The sequence below is a fragment of the Extensimonas soli genome (assembly GCF_029211265.1).
Classification (GTDB): domain Bacteria; phylum Pseudomonadota; class Gammaproteobacteria; order Burkholderiales; family Burkholderiaceae_C; genus Extensimonas; species Extensimonas soli.
The window spans coordinates 103,332-119,639 of record NZ_JARGEL010000028.1; the positions used below are offsets into that span (position 1 = coordinate 103,332).

Consider the following 16,308-nt stretch of genomic DNA (forward strand, 5'->3'; position numbering starts at 1 on the left):
TCCGCCTCCATGGCAGTCTGGGCCCTGGGCATCAACCACACCACTGCGCCGCTCGATCTGCGCGGCCGCTTTGCCTTTGCGCTCGACCAGATCGCGCCCACGCTGCAAAGCCTGCGCCAGACGCTCGCGGGCGCAGGCCACCATCCGCAGATCGAAACTGCGCTGCTCTCCACCTGCAACCGCACCGAGATTTACTGCGCCGCCGAGCGGCCCGCGCTCGAACACACGCTGGACTGGCTCGCACACAGCGGCGGCGTGCGCCCCGAACTGCTGCGCGCGCACATCTACGCCTTCGAGAACGTGTTGGCCGCGCGCCACGCCTTTCGCGTCGCGAGCGGGCTCGACTCCATGGTGCTGGGCGAGGCGCAGATCCTCGGCCAGATGAAAGACGCCGTGCGCGCCGCCGAGTCTGCGGGCGCGCTGGGCAGCACGCTGAACCAACTCTTTCAGCGCAGCTTTGCCGTCGCCAAGGAAGTGCGCAGCTCCACCGAAATCGGCGCGCACAGCATCAGCATGGCCGCGGCGGCGGTGCGCCTGGCGGGGCAGCTGTTCGAAGACCTGGCAAAAATTCGCGTGCTGTTCGTCGGCGCGGGCGAGATGATCACGCTTGCGGCGACGCACTTTGCCGCGAAAAACCCGCGCACCATCGCCATCGCCAACCGCACGCTCGAGCGCGGCGAGCAGCTTGCCACGCGCTTTGGCGGCGAGGCGCTGCGCCTGGCCGACCTGCCCGAGCGCCTGCACGAATTCGACGCCATCGTGAGCTGCACCGCGAGCAGCCTGCCCATCATCGGCCTGGGCGCGGTCGAGCGCGCGCTCAAAAAACGCCGCCACCGCCCCATGTTCATGGTCGATCTGGCCGTGCCGCGCGACATCGAGCCCGAGGTCAAGCAGCTTGGCGACGTCTATCTCTACACCGTCGATGACCTTGCAAGCGTGGTGCAGACCGGCCAGGCGCAGCGCCAGGCCGCCGTCGCGCAGGCCGAGGCCATCATCGACGCGGGCGTGCAGAGCTTCCAGCGCTGGCTCGAGCAGCGCAACCCCACGGGCGGTGTGGTGCCGCTGATCCAGCAGCTCAACACCCAGGCCGACGCGTGGCGCGCCGTCGAACTCGCGCGCGCCAAAAAGCGTCTGGCCAAGGGCGAAGACCTGGACGCCGTGCTCGAGGGCCTGGCGCGCGGCCTCACGCAAAAAATGCTGCACGGCGCGCTGGCCGAGCTGCACGCGGGCGACGCCGCCACGCGCACGCAGACGGCGCAGACCGTGGCGCGCCTGTTCCTGCGCTCGCAAAGCAAGAGCAGCCTGTAGCGGCCCTGCCTGCTGCTGCGCCCCCGCGCCCGTCTCTTTCTCCCCCCTTTTTTCAAGCCAAAATGGCCTCCAACGCTTGTGCAGCAAGCGCAAGCAGCTATCACTTCAATAGCAAAAGAATGTTCCCTGCATGAAACCCTTTCTCCGCCACCAGCTCGAGCGCTACGCCCAGCGCCTGGCCGAGCTCGACTTTCTGCTCTCGCGCCAAGACATCATGGCCGACATGGCGCAATACCGCCTGCTCTCGCGCGAGCATGCCGAAGTCACGCAGATCGCGGGCCGCTACGCGCGCCTGCGCCAGCGTGAGGCCGACCTGGCCGAGGCGCGCGCGCTGCTTGCCGACCCCGCGCAGGCCGAGCTCGCCGAGATGGCGCAAGAAGAAATCACCGCCGCCGAGGCCGATGTGGCGCAACTCGAGGCCGAGCTGCAGCGCCTGCTGCTGCCCAAAGACCCCGACGACGCGCGCAATGCCTACCTCGAAATCCGCGCGGGCACCGGCGGCGACGAGTCGGCGCTGTTCGCGGCCGACCTCGCGCGCATGTACACGCGCTACGCCACCTCCAAAGGCTGGAGGGTCGAGGTCATGAGCGCCCACGAAAGCGAGCTCGGCGGCTACAAGGAAATCGTGCTGCGCATCGAAGGCGATCATGCCTATGGCGCGCTGCGCTTCGAGTCGGGCGGCCACCGCGTGCAGCGCGTGCCCGTGACCGAGACGCAAGGGCGCATCCACACCAGCGCCTGCACCGTCGCCGTGCTGCCCGAGCCCGACGAAGCGCAGGCCGTGCACATCAACCCCGCCGACTTGCGCATAGACACTTTCCGCGCGAGCGGCGCCGGCGGCCAGCACATCAACAAGACCGATTCCGCGGTGCGCATCACGCACCTGCCCACGGGCATCGTCGCCGAATGCCAGGACGACCGCAGCCAGCACCGCAACAAGGCCAAGGCCCTGCAGGTGCTGCAGGCGCGCATCCAGGAAAAGGAACGCAGCGAGCGCGCCGCCAGGGACGCCGCCACGCGCAAGGGCCTGATCGGCAGCGGCGACCGCAGCGACCGCATCCGCACCTACAACTTCCCGCAGGGGCGCCTGACCGACCACCGCATCAACCTCACGCTCTACAAGCTGCCTATGGTCATCGAAGGCGACCTCGACGAGGTGCTGCAAGCGCTCGCGCACGCGCGCGAGGCCGAGCAACTGGCCGAACTCGAAGCCGTGGGCGCGGCCTGACTGGGCGCGGTGCTGCCATGCAGGATTTCAAGCAAAATTGGCCGCAAGACAAGGCGCATCAAGCGCAGGCAGCTATTGATTCAGAAGCAATCACGCCGCCCACGCCCGCCGCCGCGCTCGCCTGGGCACAGGCGCTCGGGCTCGCGCGGCTGGACGCGCAGGTGCTGCTGCTGCACGCGCTGGGCCGTTCTCCTTCCGACCGCGCCTGGCTGCTCGCGCACGACCGCGACCCGCTGCCCGCCGCCTGCCTCGCGCACTTTGCCGCGCTGTGCCGGCGCCGCGCCGCGGGCGAGCCCGTGGCCTACCTTACCGGCGTGAAGGAGTTTTACGGCCTGCCGCTCGCCATAGACGCGCGCGTGCTCGACCCGCGCCCCGACACCGAGGTGCTCGTCGATTGGGCGCTCGAAGTGCTCGCGGGCCGCGCTGCGCCGCGCGTGCTCGACCTTGGCACGGGCAGCGGCGCGATCGCGCTCGCGCTGCAGCACCAGCGCCCCGACGCCCAGGTGCTCGCCGTCGATGCCAGCGCCGACGCGCTCGCCGTGGCCCAGGCCAACGCGCGGCGCCTCGCACTGCCCGTGCAGTTCATGCAAAGCCATTGGCTCGAAGGCGTGCGCGGCAGCTTCGACCTCATCGTCGCCAACCCGCCCTACATCGCCGCAGACGACCCGCACCTGCCCGCGCTGCGCCACGAACCCTTGGGCGCACTGGTCAGCGGCGCGCAGGGGCTGGACGACCTGCGCCGCATCGTCGCCGACGCGCCGCGCCACTTGGCGCCCAGCGGCTGGCTGCTGCTCGAACACGGCTGGAACCAGGCCGCCGCCGTGCGCCAGTTGCTGCACGCGCAGGGCTTGGCACAGGTGCAATCGCGCCGCGACCTCGGCGGGCATGAACGCTGCAGCGGCGCGCAACAGCCGGCTTGAGCAGCGCGCGTGCGATGAATCCTTACGCGCCGGTAAGCGCAGCGGCCTTTTCCCCTGCAAGCACTTCCTCGATCGGGCGCGGCTTGGCCACCGCGTAGCCTTGCGCGTAGTCCACACCCAGTGCCCGCAGCGCCTGCACATGCGCGGGCGTCACGACGAATTCGGCGATGGTGCGCTGGCCCAGCACATGGCCTATGCGGTTGATCGAATCGACCATGGCGGCGCTCGCGCGGTCTTTGACCATGTCACGAACGAAGCTGCCATCGATCTTGAGAAAGTCCACCTCCAGCTGTTTGAGGTAGCCGAACGAGGACATGCCCGAGCCAAAATCGTCGAGCGAAAAACGGCAGCCGAGCTGCCGCAGCCGCTTGATGAGGCGCACGGCCGTGGGCAAGTGGGCGATGGCGCTGGTTTCGGTGATCTCGAAACACACCTGGCGCGGGTCCACGCCAAAATGGCTGAATTGATCGAGCAGAAAATCCAGCAAGTCCTCACCCCCGAGGCTGGCACCTGAAAGATTGATCGAACAAGTGTGTACCGGCAGCATCTTCGCCTGCCTTGCCTGCTGCGCCAGGCGCGCAAACACATGCTGCACCACCCAGCGGTCGATCTCCGGCATCAGGCCGTAGGTTTCTGCCGCAGGGATGAAACTCCCCGGCGGCACCAGCTTGCCATCTTCGTCGTGCAGGCGCAGCAGCACCTCGAAGTGCAAGCCCGGCGGCTCGGAATGCAAGGGTGCAATCGTCTGTGCATAAAGGCTGAATCGGTCTTGCTCCAACGCCTTGCGCAGTCGCTGCACCCAATGCATGTGGCCCACGCGCTGCAGCACTTCTGCGTCGTCGGGTTGGTACAAATACACCATGTTGCGCCCACGCTCCTTGGCGCGGTAGCAGGCCACGTCCGCCACGCGCAGCACCTCCTGCATGCTATCGAGCTCGGGCGTGAGCTCGACCAGGCCTACGCTCAGGGTGGTCGCTAATTCCTGCACATCCCATTGCAGTTTGCACGCCTGAACCGCCAGCCGCATTTGCTCGGCCAAGCGCAGCGCCACCAGGGGTGGGCAGCCTGGCAGCAAGATGCCGAATTCGTCCCCTCCGAGCCGCGCCAGAACGTCGTCGGCGCGCAGGTTTGCCTGAAGCTCGCCGCTGATCTTGCGCAGCATGGCATCGCCCGCCTGGTGCCCGCAGGTGTCATTGATCACCTTGAATTGGTCGAGATCGACATACAGCACCGCCCCTGCGGGCTGCGCCTGACCCGATGAGATCAGCAGGGCTTCCAGACGCCGCTCGAACTCGCGGCGGTTGGCCAACCCCGTCAGATCGTCATGGCTGGCCTGCCATGTTATTTGATCCAGGTAGTCGTTCTCCCGCGTGACATCGCGCAGCACCAGTCCGACCCCGGAAGGCCGGCCATGAATCTGCAAACGTGCCACGGTGAGCTGCACGATCCGCTTCTTCGCGTCGGAGCGCAATAAATGCCAGGAATGCTTGTCCTCCGGCGCGAGCTCCCCTTGTTGCACATGATCGAGCAGACGCGCCACCTCCTCGGCAGGATGGACGCTGGCGTCAAACCGCAACCACTCCGCAAGCCCCCGCTGATGCACCTTGCGGAACCTTATTCCGAGCATGCGCTTCGCAGCTGGGTTCATGTAGAGCGGAAGACCTTGTGTATCCAAGGCAATCACACCGTCAGCAATCGCGCCCAAGGTCAGTTGTGCCCCTTGCCTTTCGATGGCCATATCGTTTTCCATCTTGCGCTGGCGCTGCAGCAAAATGCCCACCCGCAGCAATGCGAGGCCGACGACCGCCATCGCCGTCAATCCGTTGAAGACCAGCAAGATCACGACGATCCTGCGCGCACTTTCTCCCAGCGACCGATTGAATGCCAGAATCCCTGGCAGCATGAGCCTGTGCAAGGTATCTATCCGACCGCGCCACTGCTGCACCATCGCCGTGTCGACCTGCGAATTGGCTTGGCGCGCCGCCCGGACTTCCTTGGCCAAGGCCTGCACCTGGTCGAGGTACTTTTCGCCTATCGCCCATTGCCTGACCGGCTCGCGCACGAGTTCGAAATTCCAGAAGGTACTCAGCAACCAGATCACGCTGTCGAGATCGTCGGGATGGTTGCCCGCATCGATGAAACCCCTGCGCATCACTTCGTAGCTGGGCACAGGAGACTCCAGAGAAAGCCGCGCATCACGCTCCGCCAAAGGAATCGCCAGGTTGTTCTGGTACGCCCGAAAGTCATCCTCGCGCCCGTATTCGGCAAAACGGTCGAGGTAATACAAAGCGTCCTTCTGCCCCAACACCCACAGGACCTCTCCGCCGGTCAAGGCGCGCACCGCTGACAAGGCATAAATGCTGGCGCCGGCCAACACCGCCTGCAGCAGCGCCAGCAGCAAAAATGGCCAGACCACCCGCAAGGATTCGCGCAGGCGTGTGATGGTTTCAGAGAGAAAAATGGGCATGGTCAATATTTTGTAGCAAAAAGATATTGTTTTTCATGGGCCATTCGGCCTTGTAGCCGCCTCTCATGCCCTTGGGCTGCATGTCAAAGCCGTCGATGAAATAATCATGCATCTCGATTTTTAAAGGACACCCATCCCATGACCGACACCCAGCAACGCATCAACGACCTCGTCCAATCCAAAGACATCGTGCTTTTCATGAAGGGCACGGCGAGCTTTCCCATGTGCGGCTTTTCGGGCCGCGCGATCCAGGTCCTCAAGGCCTGCGGCGTCGATCCGCAGCACCTGGCCACCGTGAACGTACTCGAGGATGAAGCCATCCGCCAGGGCATCAAGGAATACAGCCACTGGCCCACCATTCCGCAGCTCTACGTCAAGGGCGAGTTCATCGGCGGCTCGGACATCATGATGGAGATGTACGAGTCGGGCGAGTTGCAGCGCCTGATCGAACAAGTCCGCTGAAGAGCCGCCCCTTGCCCAAAAGCCGCCAGCAGGCGGCTTTTGTATTGGAGGCGTTTCGGCACAGTTATCCGCCTGGCGCCGCCGTTCACTTTCAGGGTTTTCCTGGCCTGCAAAATGGGCATGTTTTGTGCTTGAATAACTGCATCGTTTGCCAGAGGAGCCGATGATGCAAGAACAAAGCCTTGTTCCCCAGCCCTCCGTTTTGCGCCTGCCGGTGGCGCAGATACGCCACGTGTTTTCTCCCGCCGAGGTCGAACGCAAGCTCGCGCGGCTGCAGGAAGCGGGCAACCAGCGCGACTACGACAACCTGCGCAGCGTCTATGAACGCATGCTCGAGCGCGGCCCGGAGCGCTTCCAGGTCAAGCCCGCGGGCGTGCCCGACATGGCCGGGCTGTACGAGGCGCTGCCCAACTTCAGCGCCGTGCTCGACGACGTGAAGCGCCATGTGGCGCTTGCGCAGGACAGCAGCGACGGCCTCGAAGTCACGCCCATGCTGCTACTGGGCCCGCCCGGCATAGGCAAGACCCATTTCGCGCGCCGGTTGGCCGAGCTGCTTGGCACGGGCATGAACCTGCTGCCCATGAGCTCGATGACGGCGGGCTGGCTGCTCTCGGGCGCCTCGTCGCAGTGGCGCGGTGCGCGCCCGGGCAAGGTGTTCGAGGCGCTGGTCGAGGGGGAATATGCGAACCCCGTGATCGTCGTCGATGAAATCGACAAAGCGAGCGGCGACGCGCAGTACGACCCGCTGGGTGCGCTCTACAGCCTGCTCGAGCACGACACGGCGCAGAGCTTCACCGACGAATTTGCCGAAGTCGCCATAGACGCGAGCCAGGTCATCTGGATCACCACGGCCAACGACAGCCGCAACATTCCCGACCCCATCTTGAACCGCATGAACGTGTTCGAGGTCGATGCGCCCACGCTCGACCAAGCCCGCACGATCGCACACAAGCTCTACCAGAGCATTCGCGCCGGGCACGACTGGGGCCGCCTGCTCGACCCCGAGCCGCCAGACGACGTGCTCGACGTGCTCGCACAAATGCCGCCGCGCGAGATGCGCCGTGCGCTCATGACGGGCTTTGGCAACGCGCGGCTGGAGCGGCGCGCGAGCATGCAGGTCGCCGATCTGCCCAAGGCCGCCGCAGGCCGCAGCCGCATCGGCTTCGTGCAGTGAAAACTGCTGCGCCGCGGGCTGCAGGCAGCAAAGGCACGGGACACTGAGGTTCGCAAACGGCCGTGTGCGGTGTCAGGCCGCCGCGTACATGCGGTCTTCGAACACCCATTTGCGCTGCGCGCCCAGCACCGCCATCGGGTACGGCGCCTGGCCGCGGCTGCCGTTGTAGCGGCCCAGGGCTAAAAAGAGATCGCCGCGCTCGCGCTCGAGGTAGTGGCGCATGATCACGCAGCCAAAGCGCAGATTGGTCTGCATGTGAAACAGCTTGCCCGCGTCGCCATCACCGATCAGGCGCACCCAGAACGGCATGACCTGCATGTAGCCGCGCGCCCCCACGCTGGACACGGCATACTTGCGAAAGCCGCTTTCGACCTGGATCAAACCGAGAACCAGCGACACGTCCAGGCCCGCGCGCCGGGACTCGTACCACACGGTCTGCAGAAAGTCGCGCCGCTGCTCCCATTGCGGCTTGCGGCTGCGCAGGCGGTCGCTCATGGTGCCCAGCCAGCGCAGGTAGCGAATGCGCGCATCGGTGCTCGCAAATTCGGGTTCGGGCGGCGCCGAGTTGCTCACAGCCAGGTGCAGCGCCGTGCGCACCGAGTCCGCGAGCGGTTCCTCGATCTGCCCGCCCGCATGCGCTGCCGTCGGCGCGGCCAGCCAGACCGCAGGCGCACCCAGGGCCGCCAGGCAGGCACGCCGCGACACGCCTGTGGCCAAGGCCCCGTTTGCGCTGCGCCCCGTGCTCATACTGTCATGCCCCCATGCGGCCCTGCAGGTGGGCCAGAATGTCCGCAAGCGCCACCTTGGTAGCCGCCGTGTCGCAGCGGTGCTGGTATTCGACCTGCGCCTCCTTCAAGCCGCGCTCGGACAGCACGATGCGGTGCGGCACGCCGATCAGCTCCCAGTCGGCAAACATCGCGCCCGGGCGCTCGCCGCGGTCGTCGAGGATCACGTCGATACCCGCAGCGCACAGATCGGCATAGAGCTTTTCTGCCGCGGCGCGCACGGCCTCGCTGCGCTCCATGCCTATGGGGCAGATCACGGCCGTGAACGGTGCGATGGCGTCAGGCCAGATGATGCCGCGCTCGTCGTGGTTTTGCTCGATGGCCGCAGCCGGCAGGCGCGTGATGCCTATGCCGTAGCAGCCCATCTCGAAATGCCGTGGCTTGCCGTTTTCATCCAAAAACGTAGCATTCATCGCACGGCTGTATTTGGTTCCGAGGTAAAACACATGGCCAACCTCGATGCCGCGCTCGATCGCGAGCTCGCCTTTGCCGTCGGGCGAGCGGTCGCCCGCAACCACGTTGCGCAGATCGGCCACGGCGTCGGGTTCGGGCAGGTCGCGCGCCCAGTTCACGCCGCGCAGGTGGTGGTCTTCTTCGTTCGCGCCGCAGATCCAGTCGGCCATCAGCGCCACCTCACGGTCCGCCACCACTTTGACCGGCTTTTGCAAGCCGATCGGGCCCAGGTAGCCGGGCTTGCAGCCGAAGTGCGCTTCGATCTCGGCCTGCGTGGCGAAGCGAAAGCCCTGATCCAGCCCCGGCACCTTGCCGACCTTGACCTCGTTCATGTCGTGATCGCCGCGCAGCAGCAGCAGCCAGATCTGCGTGCCGGCGATGTCGCCCGCCTCGTTCGTGCGGTCGGTGGCCAGCACCAGCGACTTCACCGTGTTCGCCAGCGGCACGCCGAGCAGTTCGGCCACTTCGGCGCAGGTGCTCTTGCCGGGCGTGGGCACTTTTTGCCGCGGCTGCGTGGCCGCGGGGCGCGGGCCCTGCGGCGCGAGCGCCTCGGCCTTTTCCATGTTGGCGGCGTAGTCGCTCTGCGGGCAATAGACGATCGCGTCCTCGCCCGTCGCGGCAATCACCTGGAACTCCTCGCTCAAGTCCCCGCCGATGGCGCCGCTATCGGCCGCCACGGCGCGGTAGCGCAGCCCGAAACGGTCAAAAATGCGCCGATACGCCTGCGCCATGGCCTGGTAGCTGGCCTGCGCACCCGCCGGGTCGCGGTCGAAGCTATAGGCGTCCTTCATGACGAACTCGCGCCCGCGCATGAGCCCGAAACGCGGCCGGCGCTCGTCGCGGAACTTGGTCTGGATCTGGTAAAAATTCTTGGGCAGCTGCTTGTAGCTGTGCAGTTCCTGGCGCGCGATGTCGGTCACCACCTCTTCGCTCGTAGGCTGCACGACATAGTCGCGCCCGTGGCGATCCTTGATGCGCAGCAATTCGGGGCCCATGGCGTCGAAGCGCCCCGTCTCCTGCCACAACTCGGCGGGCTGCACCACGGGCATGCACAGCTCCACGGCGCCCGCACGGTTCATTTCTTCGCGCACGATGGCCTCGACCTTGCGGATCACGCGCAGGCCAAGGGGCATGTAGTTGTAGATGCCGGCGCTCAATTTTTTGATGAGGCCGGCGCGCAGCATGAGCTTGTGGCTCACCACTTCGGCGTCGGCCGGGGCTTCTTTGAGGGTGGAAATAAAGAATTGGGAGGCTTTCATCGAGCGGGATTTCAGTCTGTTCAGACCCGTCCTCTTGCCGCGCGCGGGGCGCTGTGCATAATGGACACAGTTCAAAAATTTTGGGGTTTGATTATGCTTGACCGGGACGGCTTTCGGCCGAACGTCGGCATCATCCTGCTCAACCAGAAAAACCAGGTGTTCTGGGGCAAACGCATACGCACCCACAGCTGGCAATTCCCGCAGGGCGGCATAGACCGGGGCGAAAGCCCCGAGCAGGCCATGTACCGCGAATTGCACGAAGAGGTGGGTCTGCACCCCCAGCATGTGCGCCTGGTGGCCCGCACGCGGGACTGGTTGCGCTACGAGGTGCCTGACCGGTACATCCGCCGCGAATCGCGCGGACACTACAGGGGCCAGAAACAGATCTGGTATTTACTGCAACTGCTGGGCTACGACTGGGACTTGAACCTGCGTGCCACCGACCACCCGGAGTTCGACGCCTGGCGTTGGAACGACTACTGGGTGCCGCTGGACGTCGTGGTGGAGTTCAAGCGCGGCGTCTATGAAATGGCGCTGACCGAGCTTGCGCGCTACCTGCCGCGCAACGAGCAGCCGCGCAACCGCTATCTGCGCAGCAGCATGCGCGGCCCCCGCGAAGTGATTGAGCACCGTGAAGGCGGCAACGCACCGCACACCGATGCCTTGCAACGCATGGGCTCTTTGCTGGTCGGGCCCGGCGTGGAACTGCCGCCGGGAGCGAGCTTCGACCCTGATCCGCAAAAGAGTGTGGCAGCCCCCACCACACCACGTGCAGCGGCCAGCCCGCACGTAGCCAAGACTCCCGGCTAACCAACCCTGCCCCGCGCCAGCCTGGGGCCCCGCCCAGTTGACTGGCGCTGGGCCGTCACACCAAGGTCAACCGGCCGTCAGCACCAGATTGTCGCGGTGCACCATTTCGGGCTCGGCCTGGTAGCCCAGCAGCTTTTCAAATTCCGATGAGGGCTTGCGGCACAGCAAGCGCGCCTCGGCGCTCGCGTAGTTTGCGAGGCCGCGCGCGATTTCGCGCCCTTCGGGGTCGCGCACGGCGATCACGTCGCCACGCGAAAAATCGCCCTCCACTGCCGTCATGCCGATCGGCAGCAGGCTCTTGCCCTCGGCGCGCAGTTTGGCCGCGGCGCCCGCGTCCACGGTCACCGCGCCGCGCAGCTGCAGGTGGTCGGCCATCCACTGCTTGCGCGCCTGCAGTTTCGGCGTCTGGGCCAACAGCAAGGTGCCTATGGACTCGCCCTGCGCCAGGCGCAGGAGCACGTCGGGCTCGCGCCCCCAGGCGATCACGGTGCTAGCGCCCGAACCTGCCGCGCGCTTGGCCGCGAGGATTTTCGTGATCATGCCGCCCTTGCCTATGCTCGAGCCCGCGCCGCCGGCCATGGCCTCAAGCGCCGGGTCGCCCGCCTGCGCCTCGTGCACGAACTGCGCCGCAGGGTCGCGGCGCGGGTCGGCGGTGTAGAGCCCTTTCTGGTCGGTGAGGATCACGAGCACGTCGGCTTCGATCAGGTTCGCCACGAGCGCGCCCAAGGTGTCGTTGTCGCCGAACTTGATCTCGTCGTTGACGACGGTGTCGTTTTCGTTGATGACCGGCACCACACCCAGACGCAGCAGCGTCAGCAGGGTCGAGCGCGCGTTCAGGTAGCGCTCGCGGTCGGCCAGGTCGGCGTGCGTGAGCAAGACCTGGGCGCTGCCCACGCCCTGCTCGCGCAGCTTGGTTTCGTACATTTGCGCGAGGCCCATCTGGCCCACGGCGGCCGCGGCCTGCAACTCGTGCACCAGTTTCGGGCGCGTGCTCCAGCCCAGCCGCTTCATGCCTTCTGCTATGGCGCCGCTAGACACCAGCACCACCTCGCGGCGCTCGCCGTCTGCGCCGCGCACCAGCGCCGCGAGCTGGCGGCTCCATTCGCCCATCGCCGCCTCGTCGAGACCGCGGCCTTCGTTGGTGACCAGGCTCGAGCCCACCTTGACCACCCAGCGCCGGGCGTCGCGCAATACATTCGCAGCCATTTTTAATGTTTTTGGGCTCCAGCGCCCTATAGACGGGCGCTAGCAGCTATCAATTTAGGATTCATCGGAATGCGCTGCCGCATCCGCCTCGAAGCGTGGATCACGCTCTGGCTGCGCATTTTCGGCTTTTTGCTCGGCCTGCACGTGCTGGTAGATGGCCTGCATCAAAGGCTCGCAGCCCTCGCGCGTGAGCGCCGAAATCTCGAACACCGGCCCCTTCCAGCGCAAGCGCTTGACGAAGTCCTTGACGCGCGCCGCGCGTTCTTCGACCGGCACCATGTCGAGTTTGTTGAGCACCAGCCAGCGCGGTTTGGCGTACAGCCTGGGGTCGTATTTTTTGAGCTCGGCCGCGATCGCCTTGGCCTGCGCCACCGGATCGACATCGGGGTCGAACGGCGCCAGATCGACGATGTGCAGCAGCAAGCGCGTGCGCTGCAGATGGCGCAGAAACTGGTGCCCCAGCCCCGCGCCTTCGGACGCGCCTTCGATCAGCCCCGGAATGTCGGCGATCACGAAGCTCTGCTCCGGCCCCACGCGCACCACGCCCAGGTTGGGGTGCAGGGTCGTGAACGGATAGTCGGCGATCTTGGGACGCGCGTTCGAGACGGCGGCGATCAGGGTCGATTTGCCTGCGTTGGGCATGCCGAGCAGCCCCACATCGGCCAGCACCTTGAGTTCGAGCTGGAGGCTCTTCCTCTCGCCCGGCCAGCCCGGCGTTTTCTGTCGCGGTGCGCGGTTCACGGCGCTTTTGAAGCGCAGGTTGCCAAAGCCACCATCACCACCCTTGGCGATCAACACCTTCTCGCCCGGCATGAGGAGCTCGTGCAGCACTTCGCCGGTCTCGGCATCGCTGATGATGGTGCCCACGGGCATCTTCAGCGTAATGTCGTCTCCGGCCGCGCCGAACATGTCCGAGCCCATGCCATGCTCGCCACGCCTGGCTTCGAAGCGGCGCGTATAGCGGAAATCGACCAGGGTATTCAAGTTGGGGTCGGCAAGTGCATAGACATGCCCGCCGCGCCCGCCATCGCCGCCGTTCGGGCCCCCGAACTCCTTGAATTTCTCGTGCCGGAACGACACGCAGCCGTTACCGCCGTCGCCGGCGGCAACGTCAATAGAGGCTTCATCGACGAACTTCATGGGAATCCAGTGTACGCAAGTGCAAAAAACAAACGCCGTGGTGGGATTTCACGCCACGGCAGAAACCCTCAAGCTGACACCCGAGCGGCAAATTGCAAGCCGCACGAAGCAGCAAAGAGGTGCGCCGAAAATGCGAAAGCCCCGACCAGGCGGGGCTTTGCCGATTGCAGCGCGGGGAAAGCCGCGCTCAGGCTGCCGATGCTGCAGGGATCACGCTGACCGTGTGCTTGGACATGGCGCCTTTGGTGCCGAACGACACCTGGCCATCGACCAGTGCATACAAGGTGTGGTCACGCCCCACAGCTACGTTCGTGCCGGGATGGAAGCGCGTGCCGCGCTGGCGCACGATGATGGAGCCTGCGCTGATTGCCTGGCCACCGAAGGCCTTCACACCCAGCATCTTGGGCTTGGAGTCACGCCCGTTGCGCGTAGAGCCGCCGCCTTTTTTCTGTGCCATGAGATTCGCTCCTCAGACGGAAATTGCACCGATTTGCAGTTCGGTGAACTGCTGGCGGTGACCTTGGCGTTTTTGGTAGTGCTTGCGACGACGCATCTTGAAAATGCGCACCTTGTCGTGCTTGCCATGTGCCACCACCGTGGCCACAACCGTCGCACCGGACACCAGGGGTGTGCCCACCTTCAGCTCGGCGCCGTTTCCGACGGCCAAAACCTGGTCGATCACAATTTCCTGGCCTACGTCCGCAGCAATCTGTTCTACTTTGATCTTCTCGCCGGAAGCAACGCGATACTGCTTGCCACCGGTTTTTATGACCGCGTACATATGGACCTCTTCTGAATTTTCGATAAAACTCTGCATCTTTTTTGCAGAGCCGAGCATTCTACCACGCTGATCCTTCCAGCGCCACAGCTGTCAATGCAAAGTAGAAATGCCCCCTTCTGAACCAAATAGAAATGTTTCCCTGACCTGCGAGCACGGGGAGGGTGAGTGCTCAACCCGCGTGCCCATAGGCCAAGGGAACATTTGTATTGGGCTCAGAAAGGGACGTTTCTTTTTGGGTTGACACCGAAAGCCAAGGCGCCCACGGCCCCTTGCACCAGCGCATACGCGCCATAGACCAGGGCCACGCCCACAGCGGCCGCGGCAGGCACTCCGAACGGCGCCAACGCTGCGATGCTCGCGGCCTCGCGCGTGCCCCAGCCGCCTATGCTGACGGGCAAGGCCGCCAGCAAAAAAATCGGCGCCATGGCAAAGGCCCAGGCCGCGGCCGGCAAGTGCACACCCAAAGCCAGCCCCCCCACAGCCAGCGCGGTCACAGACAAAACCTGCACCATGGCCGAGGCCAGCGCCTGCAACAGCCATTGGCGCCCCGCGTCGGGGCGTACGGCGGCTTGCATCAATGGTGCCAGCCAGGCAGTGGTGCTGTTGGGCCGCTTTGCGCGCAGCCACAGCAGCAACGCCCACGGGAACGCGAGCAAGAGCAACGCCCCCAGCACGGCCGCCGCGAGCAAAAACAACGGGCTGGCATGCAGCGCCGGCGCCAGGGCAGGTGCCGAAGCCGCCGCGCCCAGGGCGCCGAGCGCGCACAGCATCCACACGCCGCTCAAACGATCGAGCAACACCGACAAGGATGCGGCGGCTTTGGTCGCCGGCAGGGGCGCGGTAGCTGCTTGCAGCACACCGAAAGCCGCTACCGCGCGATAGACATCACCCCCGACCACCGCACCTGGCAGCAGCACGTTCAGCCCTATGGCTTGAAAATACCAGCGCAGCGCGTCCGTCCGGCGCATGGGCAGGCCCAGCCACTGCGACAGCGCGTGCCAGCGCCAGGCTGAGACAACATTGGAAGCGAACGCCGCCACAAGGCCAAGCAGCAGCCAGCGCCCATCGGCCTCGCGCAGCCGCCCGAGCAAGGCCGCCGGGTCCGCCAGGTAGGCCACTGCCGCGAGCAGCGCGAGGCCGACCAGGCCCTTGAGCCAGGCTTTGCGCAAACGGTTCACGTCGAGGCTGCCGCGCGCACCACCGGTTGCGGAACCGGGGCTTGGCCATGGGCGCCTTGCGGTGCTTGCGCTTGCGCCCAGGCCCCGTACTCATGCGCGTGGTATTGCTGCCCGCCGCCCGACTCGTAATAGATGCGCGTGAGCAACTCGCCCACGAGCCCCACGGCGATGAATTGCATGCCCATGAGCACCAGCAGCACGCCCGCGAGCAGCAAGGGCCGCCCGCCAATGTCCGCGCCCAGGAGCTTTTGCACCAGCAGCCAGGCCAGCATCAGCATGCCAGGCACGGCCAGCCACAGGCCCAGGCCACCGAAGGCATGCAAGGGCCGCTGGCGAAAGCGCATGAAAAACACCATGAAGATCAGGTCGAGGATGACGCGAAACGTGCGGTCTATGCCGTACTTGGAGACGCCGCGCGTGCGCGCATGGTGGCGCACGGGCACCTCCGCGATGCGCGCACCCGCATCGCGCGCGAGCGAGGGAATAAAGCGGTGCAGCTCGCCATAGAGCCGGATGCGGTCGATGATGGGGCGGCGGTAGGCTTTGAGGGCGCAGCCGTAGTCGTGCAGCTGCACCTGGGTCGCGCGCGAGATCAGCCGGTTGGCCAGCACCGACGGCAGGCGCCGCGACAAGGCTTTGTCCTGGCGGTTCTTGCGCCAGCCGGAAATCATGTCCACCGAGGGGTCGGCTTCGAGCCGCGCGAGCAGCAGCGGGATGTCGCCGGGTTCGTTTTGCAGGTCTGCGTCCAGGGTCACGACGTAGCGGCCGCGCACGCGGTCGAAGCCCGCCTGCAGTGCACTCGACTGGCCGTAGTTGCGCACCAGACACACGGCCCGCAGCCATGGCCGGGTCTCGGCGAGCTCGCGCAAACGCTGGGCGCTGCCGTCGCTCGAGCCATCGTCCACCGCGATCAGCTCGTAGCTGAGTGGCTGCGTGCGCATGGCGGCGTCGATGCGCTCGACCAGCTCGGGCAGGTTGTCGAATTCGTTGTATATGGGGACGACGATGGAGACGTCGGGATCAGGCGCAGTCACGGAGAGCATGTTCCAAAGGTAAATGGCAGCCGCCTATACTACCCCGTTGCCCCAGCGCTGCGTCCTGGCAACAAACCCCATCTCCCCATGCCTGTCTGGCGCA

General features: G+C 65.7%; 15 protein-coding genes. 6 read left to right on the forward strand and 9 right to left on the reverse strand.

What is annotated here, in order from left to right; all coding sequences use genetic code 11:
* The first annotated feature begins 9 nt into the window (after nt 1–9).
* The 3 genes from hemA to prmC all read left to right on the forward strand — a co-directional run bounded on the left by hemA (nt 10) and on the right by prmC (nt 3,456).
* Entirely contained in the window at nt 10–1,308 is a 1,299-nt protein-coding gene (hemA, locus tag PYV55_RS13325; protein WP_275852049.1) for a glutamyl-tRNA reductase, read from the forward strand.
* Nucleotides 1,309–1,438: 130 nt separating this feature from the next.
* Nucleotides 1,439–2,536 carry a peptide chain release factor 1 gene (gene prfA, locus PYV55_RS13330; RefSeq protein ID WP_275852052.1) on the forward strand — a complete coding sequence of 366 codons (1,098 nt, stop codon included), beginning with the start codon at nt 1,439–1,441 and terminating at the stop codon, nt 2,534–2,536.
* A 17-nt stretch (nt 2,537–2,553) separates the two neighbouring features.
* Nucleotides 2,554–3,456, forward strand: coding sequence for a peptide chain release factor N(5)-glutamine methyltransferase (gene prmC, locus PYV55_RS13335; protein WP_407066809.1), 903 nt, complete (start codon nt 2,554–2,556; stop codon nt 3,454–3,456).
* Between the two features lie 22 nt (nt 3,457–3,478).
* Here prmC and PYV55_RS13340 read toward each other — a convergent pair whose 3' ends face one another.
* Nucleotides 3,479–5,923: a putative bifunctional diguanylate cyclase/phosphodiesterase gene (locus PYV55_RS13340; RefSeq protein ID WP_275852055.1), complete on the reverse strand. Its 2,445-nt coding sequence runs from the start codon at nt 5,921–5,923 to the stop codon at nt 3,479–3,481.
* Nucleotides 5,924–6,061: 138 nt separating this feature from the next.
* On the opposite strand from PYV55_RS13340, the gene grxD reads away from it, so the two are divergent.
* Together grxD and PYV55_RS13350 are read left to right on the forward strand one after the other, a co-directional pair.
* Complete coding sequence (gene grxD / locus PYV55_RS13345; RefSeq protein WP_275852056.1) at nt 6,062–6,385, forward strand: Grx4 family monothiol glutaredoxin; 324 nt, start codon at nt 6,062–6,064, stop codon at nt 6,383–6,385.
* 166 nt (nt 6,386–6,551) lie between these two features.
* Nucleotides 6,552–7,559, forward strand: a complete 1,008-nt coding sequence (locus tag PYV55_RS13350; protein WP_275852058.1) for an AAA family ATPase — start codon at nt 6,552–6,554, stop codon at nt 7,557–7,559.
* A gap of 72 nt (nt 7,560–7,631) precedes the next feature.
* Here PYV55_RS13350 and PYV55_RS13355 read toward each other — a convergent pair whose 3' ends face one another.
* Nucleotides 7,632–8,306, reverse strand: a complete 675-nt coding sequence (locus PYV55_RS13355) for a lytic transglycosylase domain-containing protein (RefSeq protein ID WP_275852060.1) — start codon at nt 8,304–8,306, stop codon at nt 7,632–7,634.
* A gap of 4 nt (nt 8,307–8,310) precedes the next feature.
* Nucleotides 8,311–10,056, reverse strand: a complete 1,746-nt coding sequence (locus tag PYV55_RS13360; RefSeq protein WP_275852062.1) for a proline--tRNA ligase — start codon at nt 10,054–10,056, stop codon at nt 8,311–8,313.
* A 93-nt stretch (nt 10,057–10,149) separates the two neighbouring features.
* Between PYV55_RS13360 and PYV55_RS13365 the strand changes: the two genes are divergently transcribed.
* Nucleotides 10,150–10,866 carry an RNA pyrophosphohydrolase gene (locus PYV55_RS13365; RefSeq protein WP_275852064.1) on the forward strand — a complete coding sequence of 239 codons (717 nt, stop codon included), beginning with the start codon at nt 10,150–10,152 and terminating at the stop codon, nt 10,864–10,866.
* A 66-nt stretch (nt 10,867–10,932) separates the two neighbouring features.
* On the opposite strand, the gene proB is transcribed toward PYV55_RS13365, so the two are convergent.
* From proB to PYV55_RS13395, 6 genes are all read right to left on the reverse strand, one after another.
* Complete coding sequence (proB, locus tag PYV55_RS13370; RefSeq protein WP_275852066.1) at nt 10,933–12,072, reverse strand: glutamate 5-kinase; 1,140 nt, start codon at nt 12,070–12,072, stop codon at nt 10,933–10,935.
* A gap of 54 nt (nt 12,073–12,126) precedes the next feature.
* Nucleotides 12,127–13,212, reverse strand: a complete 1,086-nt coding sequence (gene cgtA / locus PYV55_RS13375) for an Obg family GTPase CgtA (RefSeq protein ID WP_275852068.1) — start codon at nt 13,210–13,212, stop codon at nt 12,127–12,129.
* A gap of 187 nt (nt 13,213–13,399) precedes the next feature.
* Complete coding sequence (gene rpmA, locus PYV55_RS13380; protein ID WP_275852070.1) at nt 13,400–13,669, reverse strand: 50S ribosomal protein L27; 270 nt, start codon at nt 13,667–13,669, stop codon at nt 13,400–13,402.
* A 12-nt stretch (nt 13,670–13,681) separates the two neighbouring features.
* Nucleotides 13,682–13,993, reverse strand: a complete 312-nt coding sequence (gene rplU, locus PYV55_RS13385) for a 50S ribosomal protein L21 (protein WP_144728791.1) — start codon at nt 13,991–13,993, stop codon at nt 13,682–13,684.
* A 212-nt stretch (nt 13,994–14,205) separates the two neighbouring features.
* The gene (locus PYV55_RS13390; RefSeq protein WP_275852073.1) at nt 14,206–15,171 is read right to left on the reverse strand and encodes a lysylphosphatidylglycerol synthase transmembrane domain-containing protein; all 966 of its coding nucleotides are present in this window, start codon (nt 15,169–15,171) and stop codon (nt 14,206–14,208) included.
* On the reverse strand, nt 15,168–16,214 hold the full coding sequence (locus PYV55_RS13395; RefSeq protein ID WP_275852075.1) for a glycosyltransferase family 2 protein: 1,047 nt from the start codon (nt 16,212–16,214) through the stop codon (nt 15,168–15,170). The genes PYV55_RS13390 and PYV55_RS13395 overlap by 4 nt, the downstream gene beginning before the upstream one ends.
* Nucleotides 16,215–16,308: the final 94 nt, after the last annotated feature.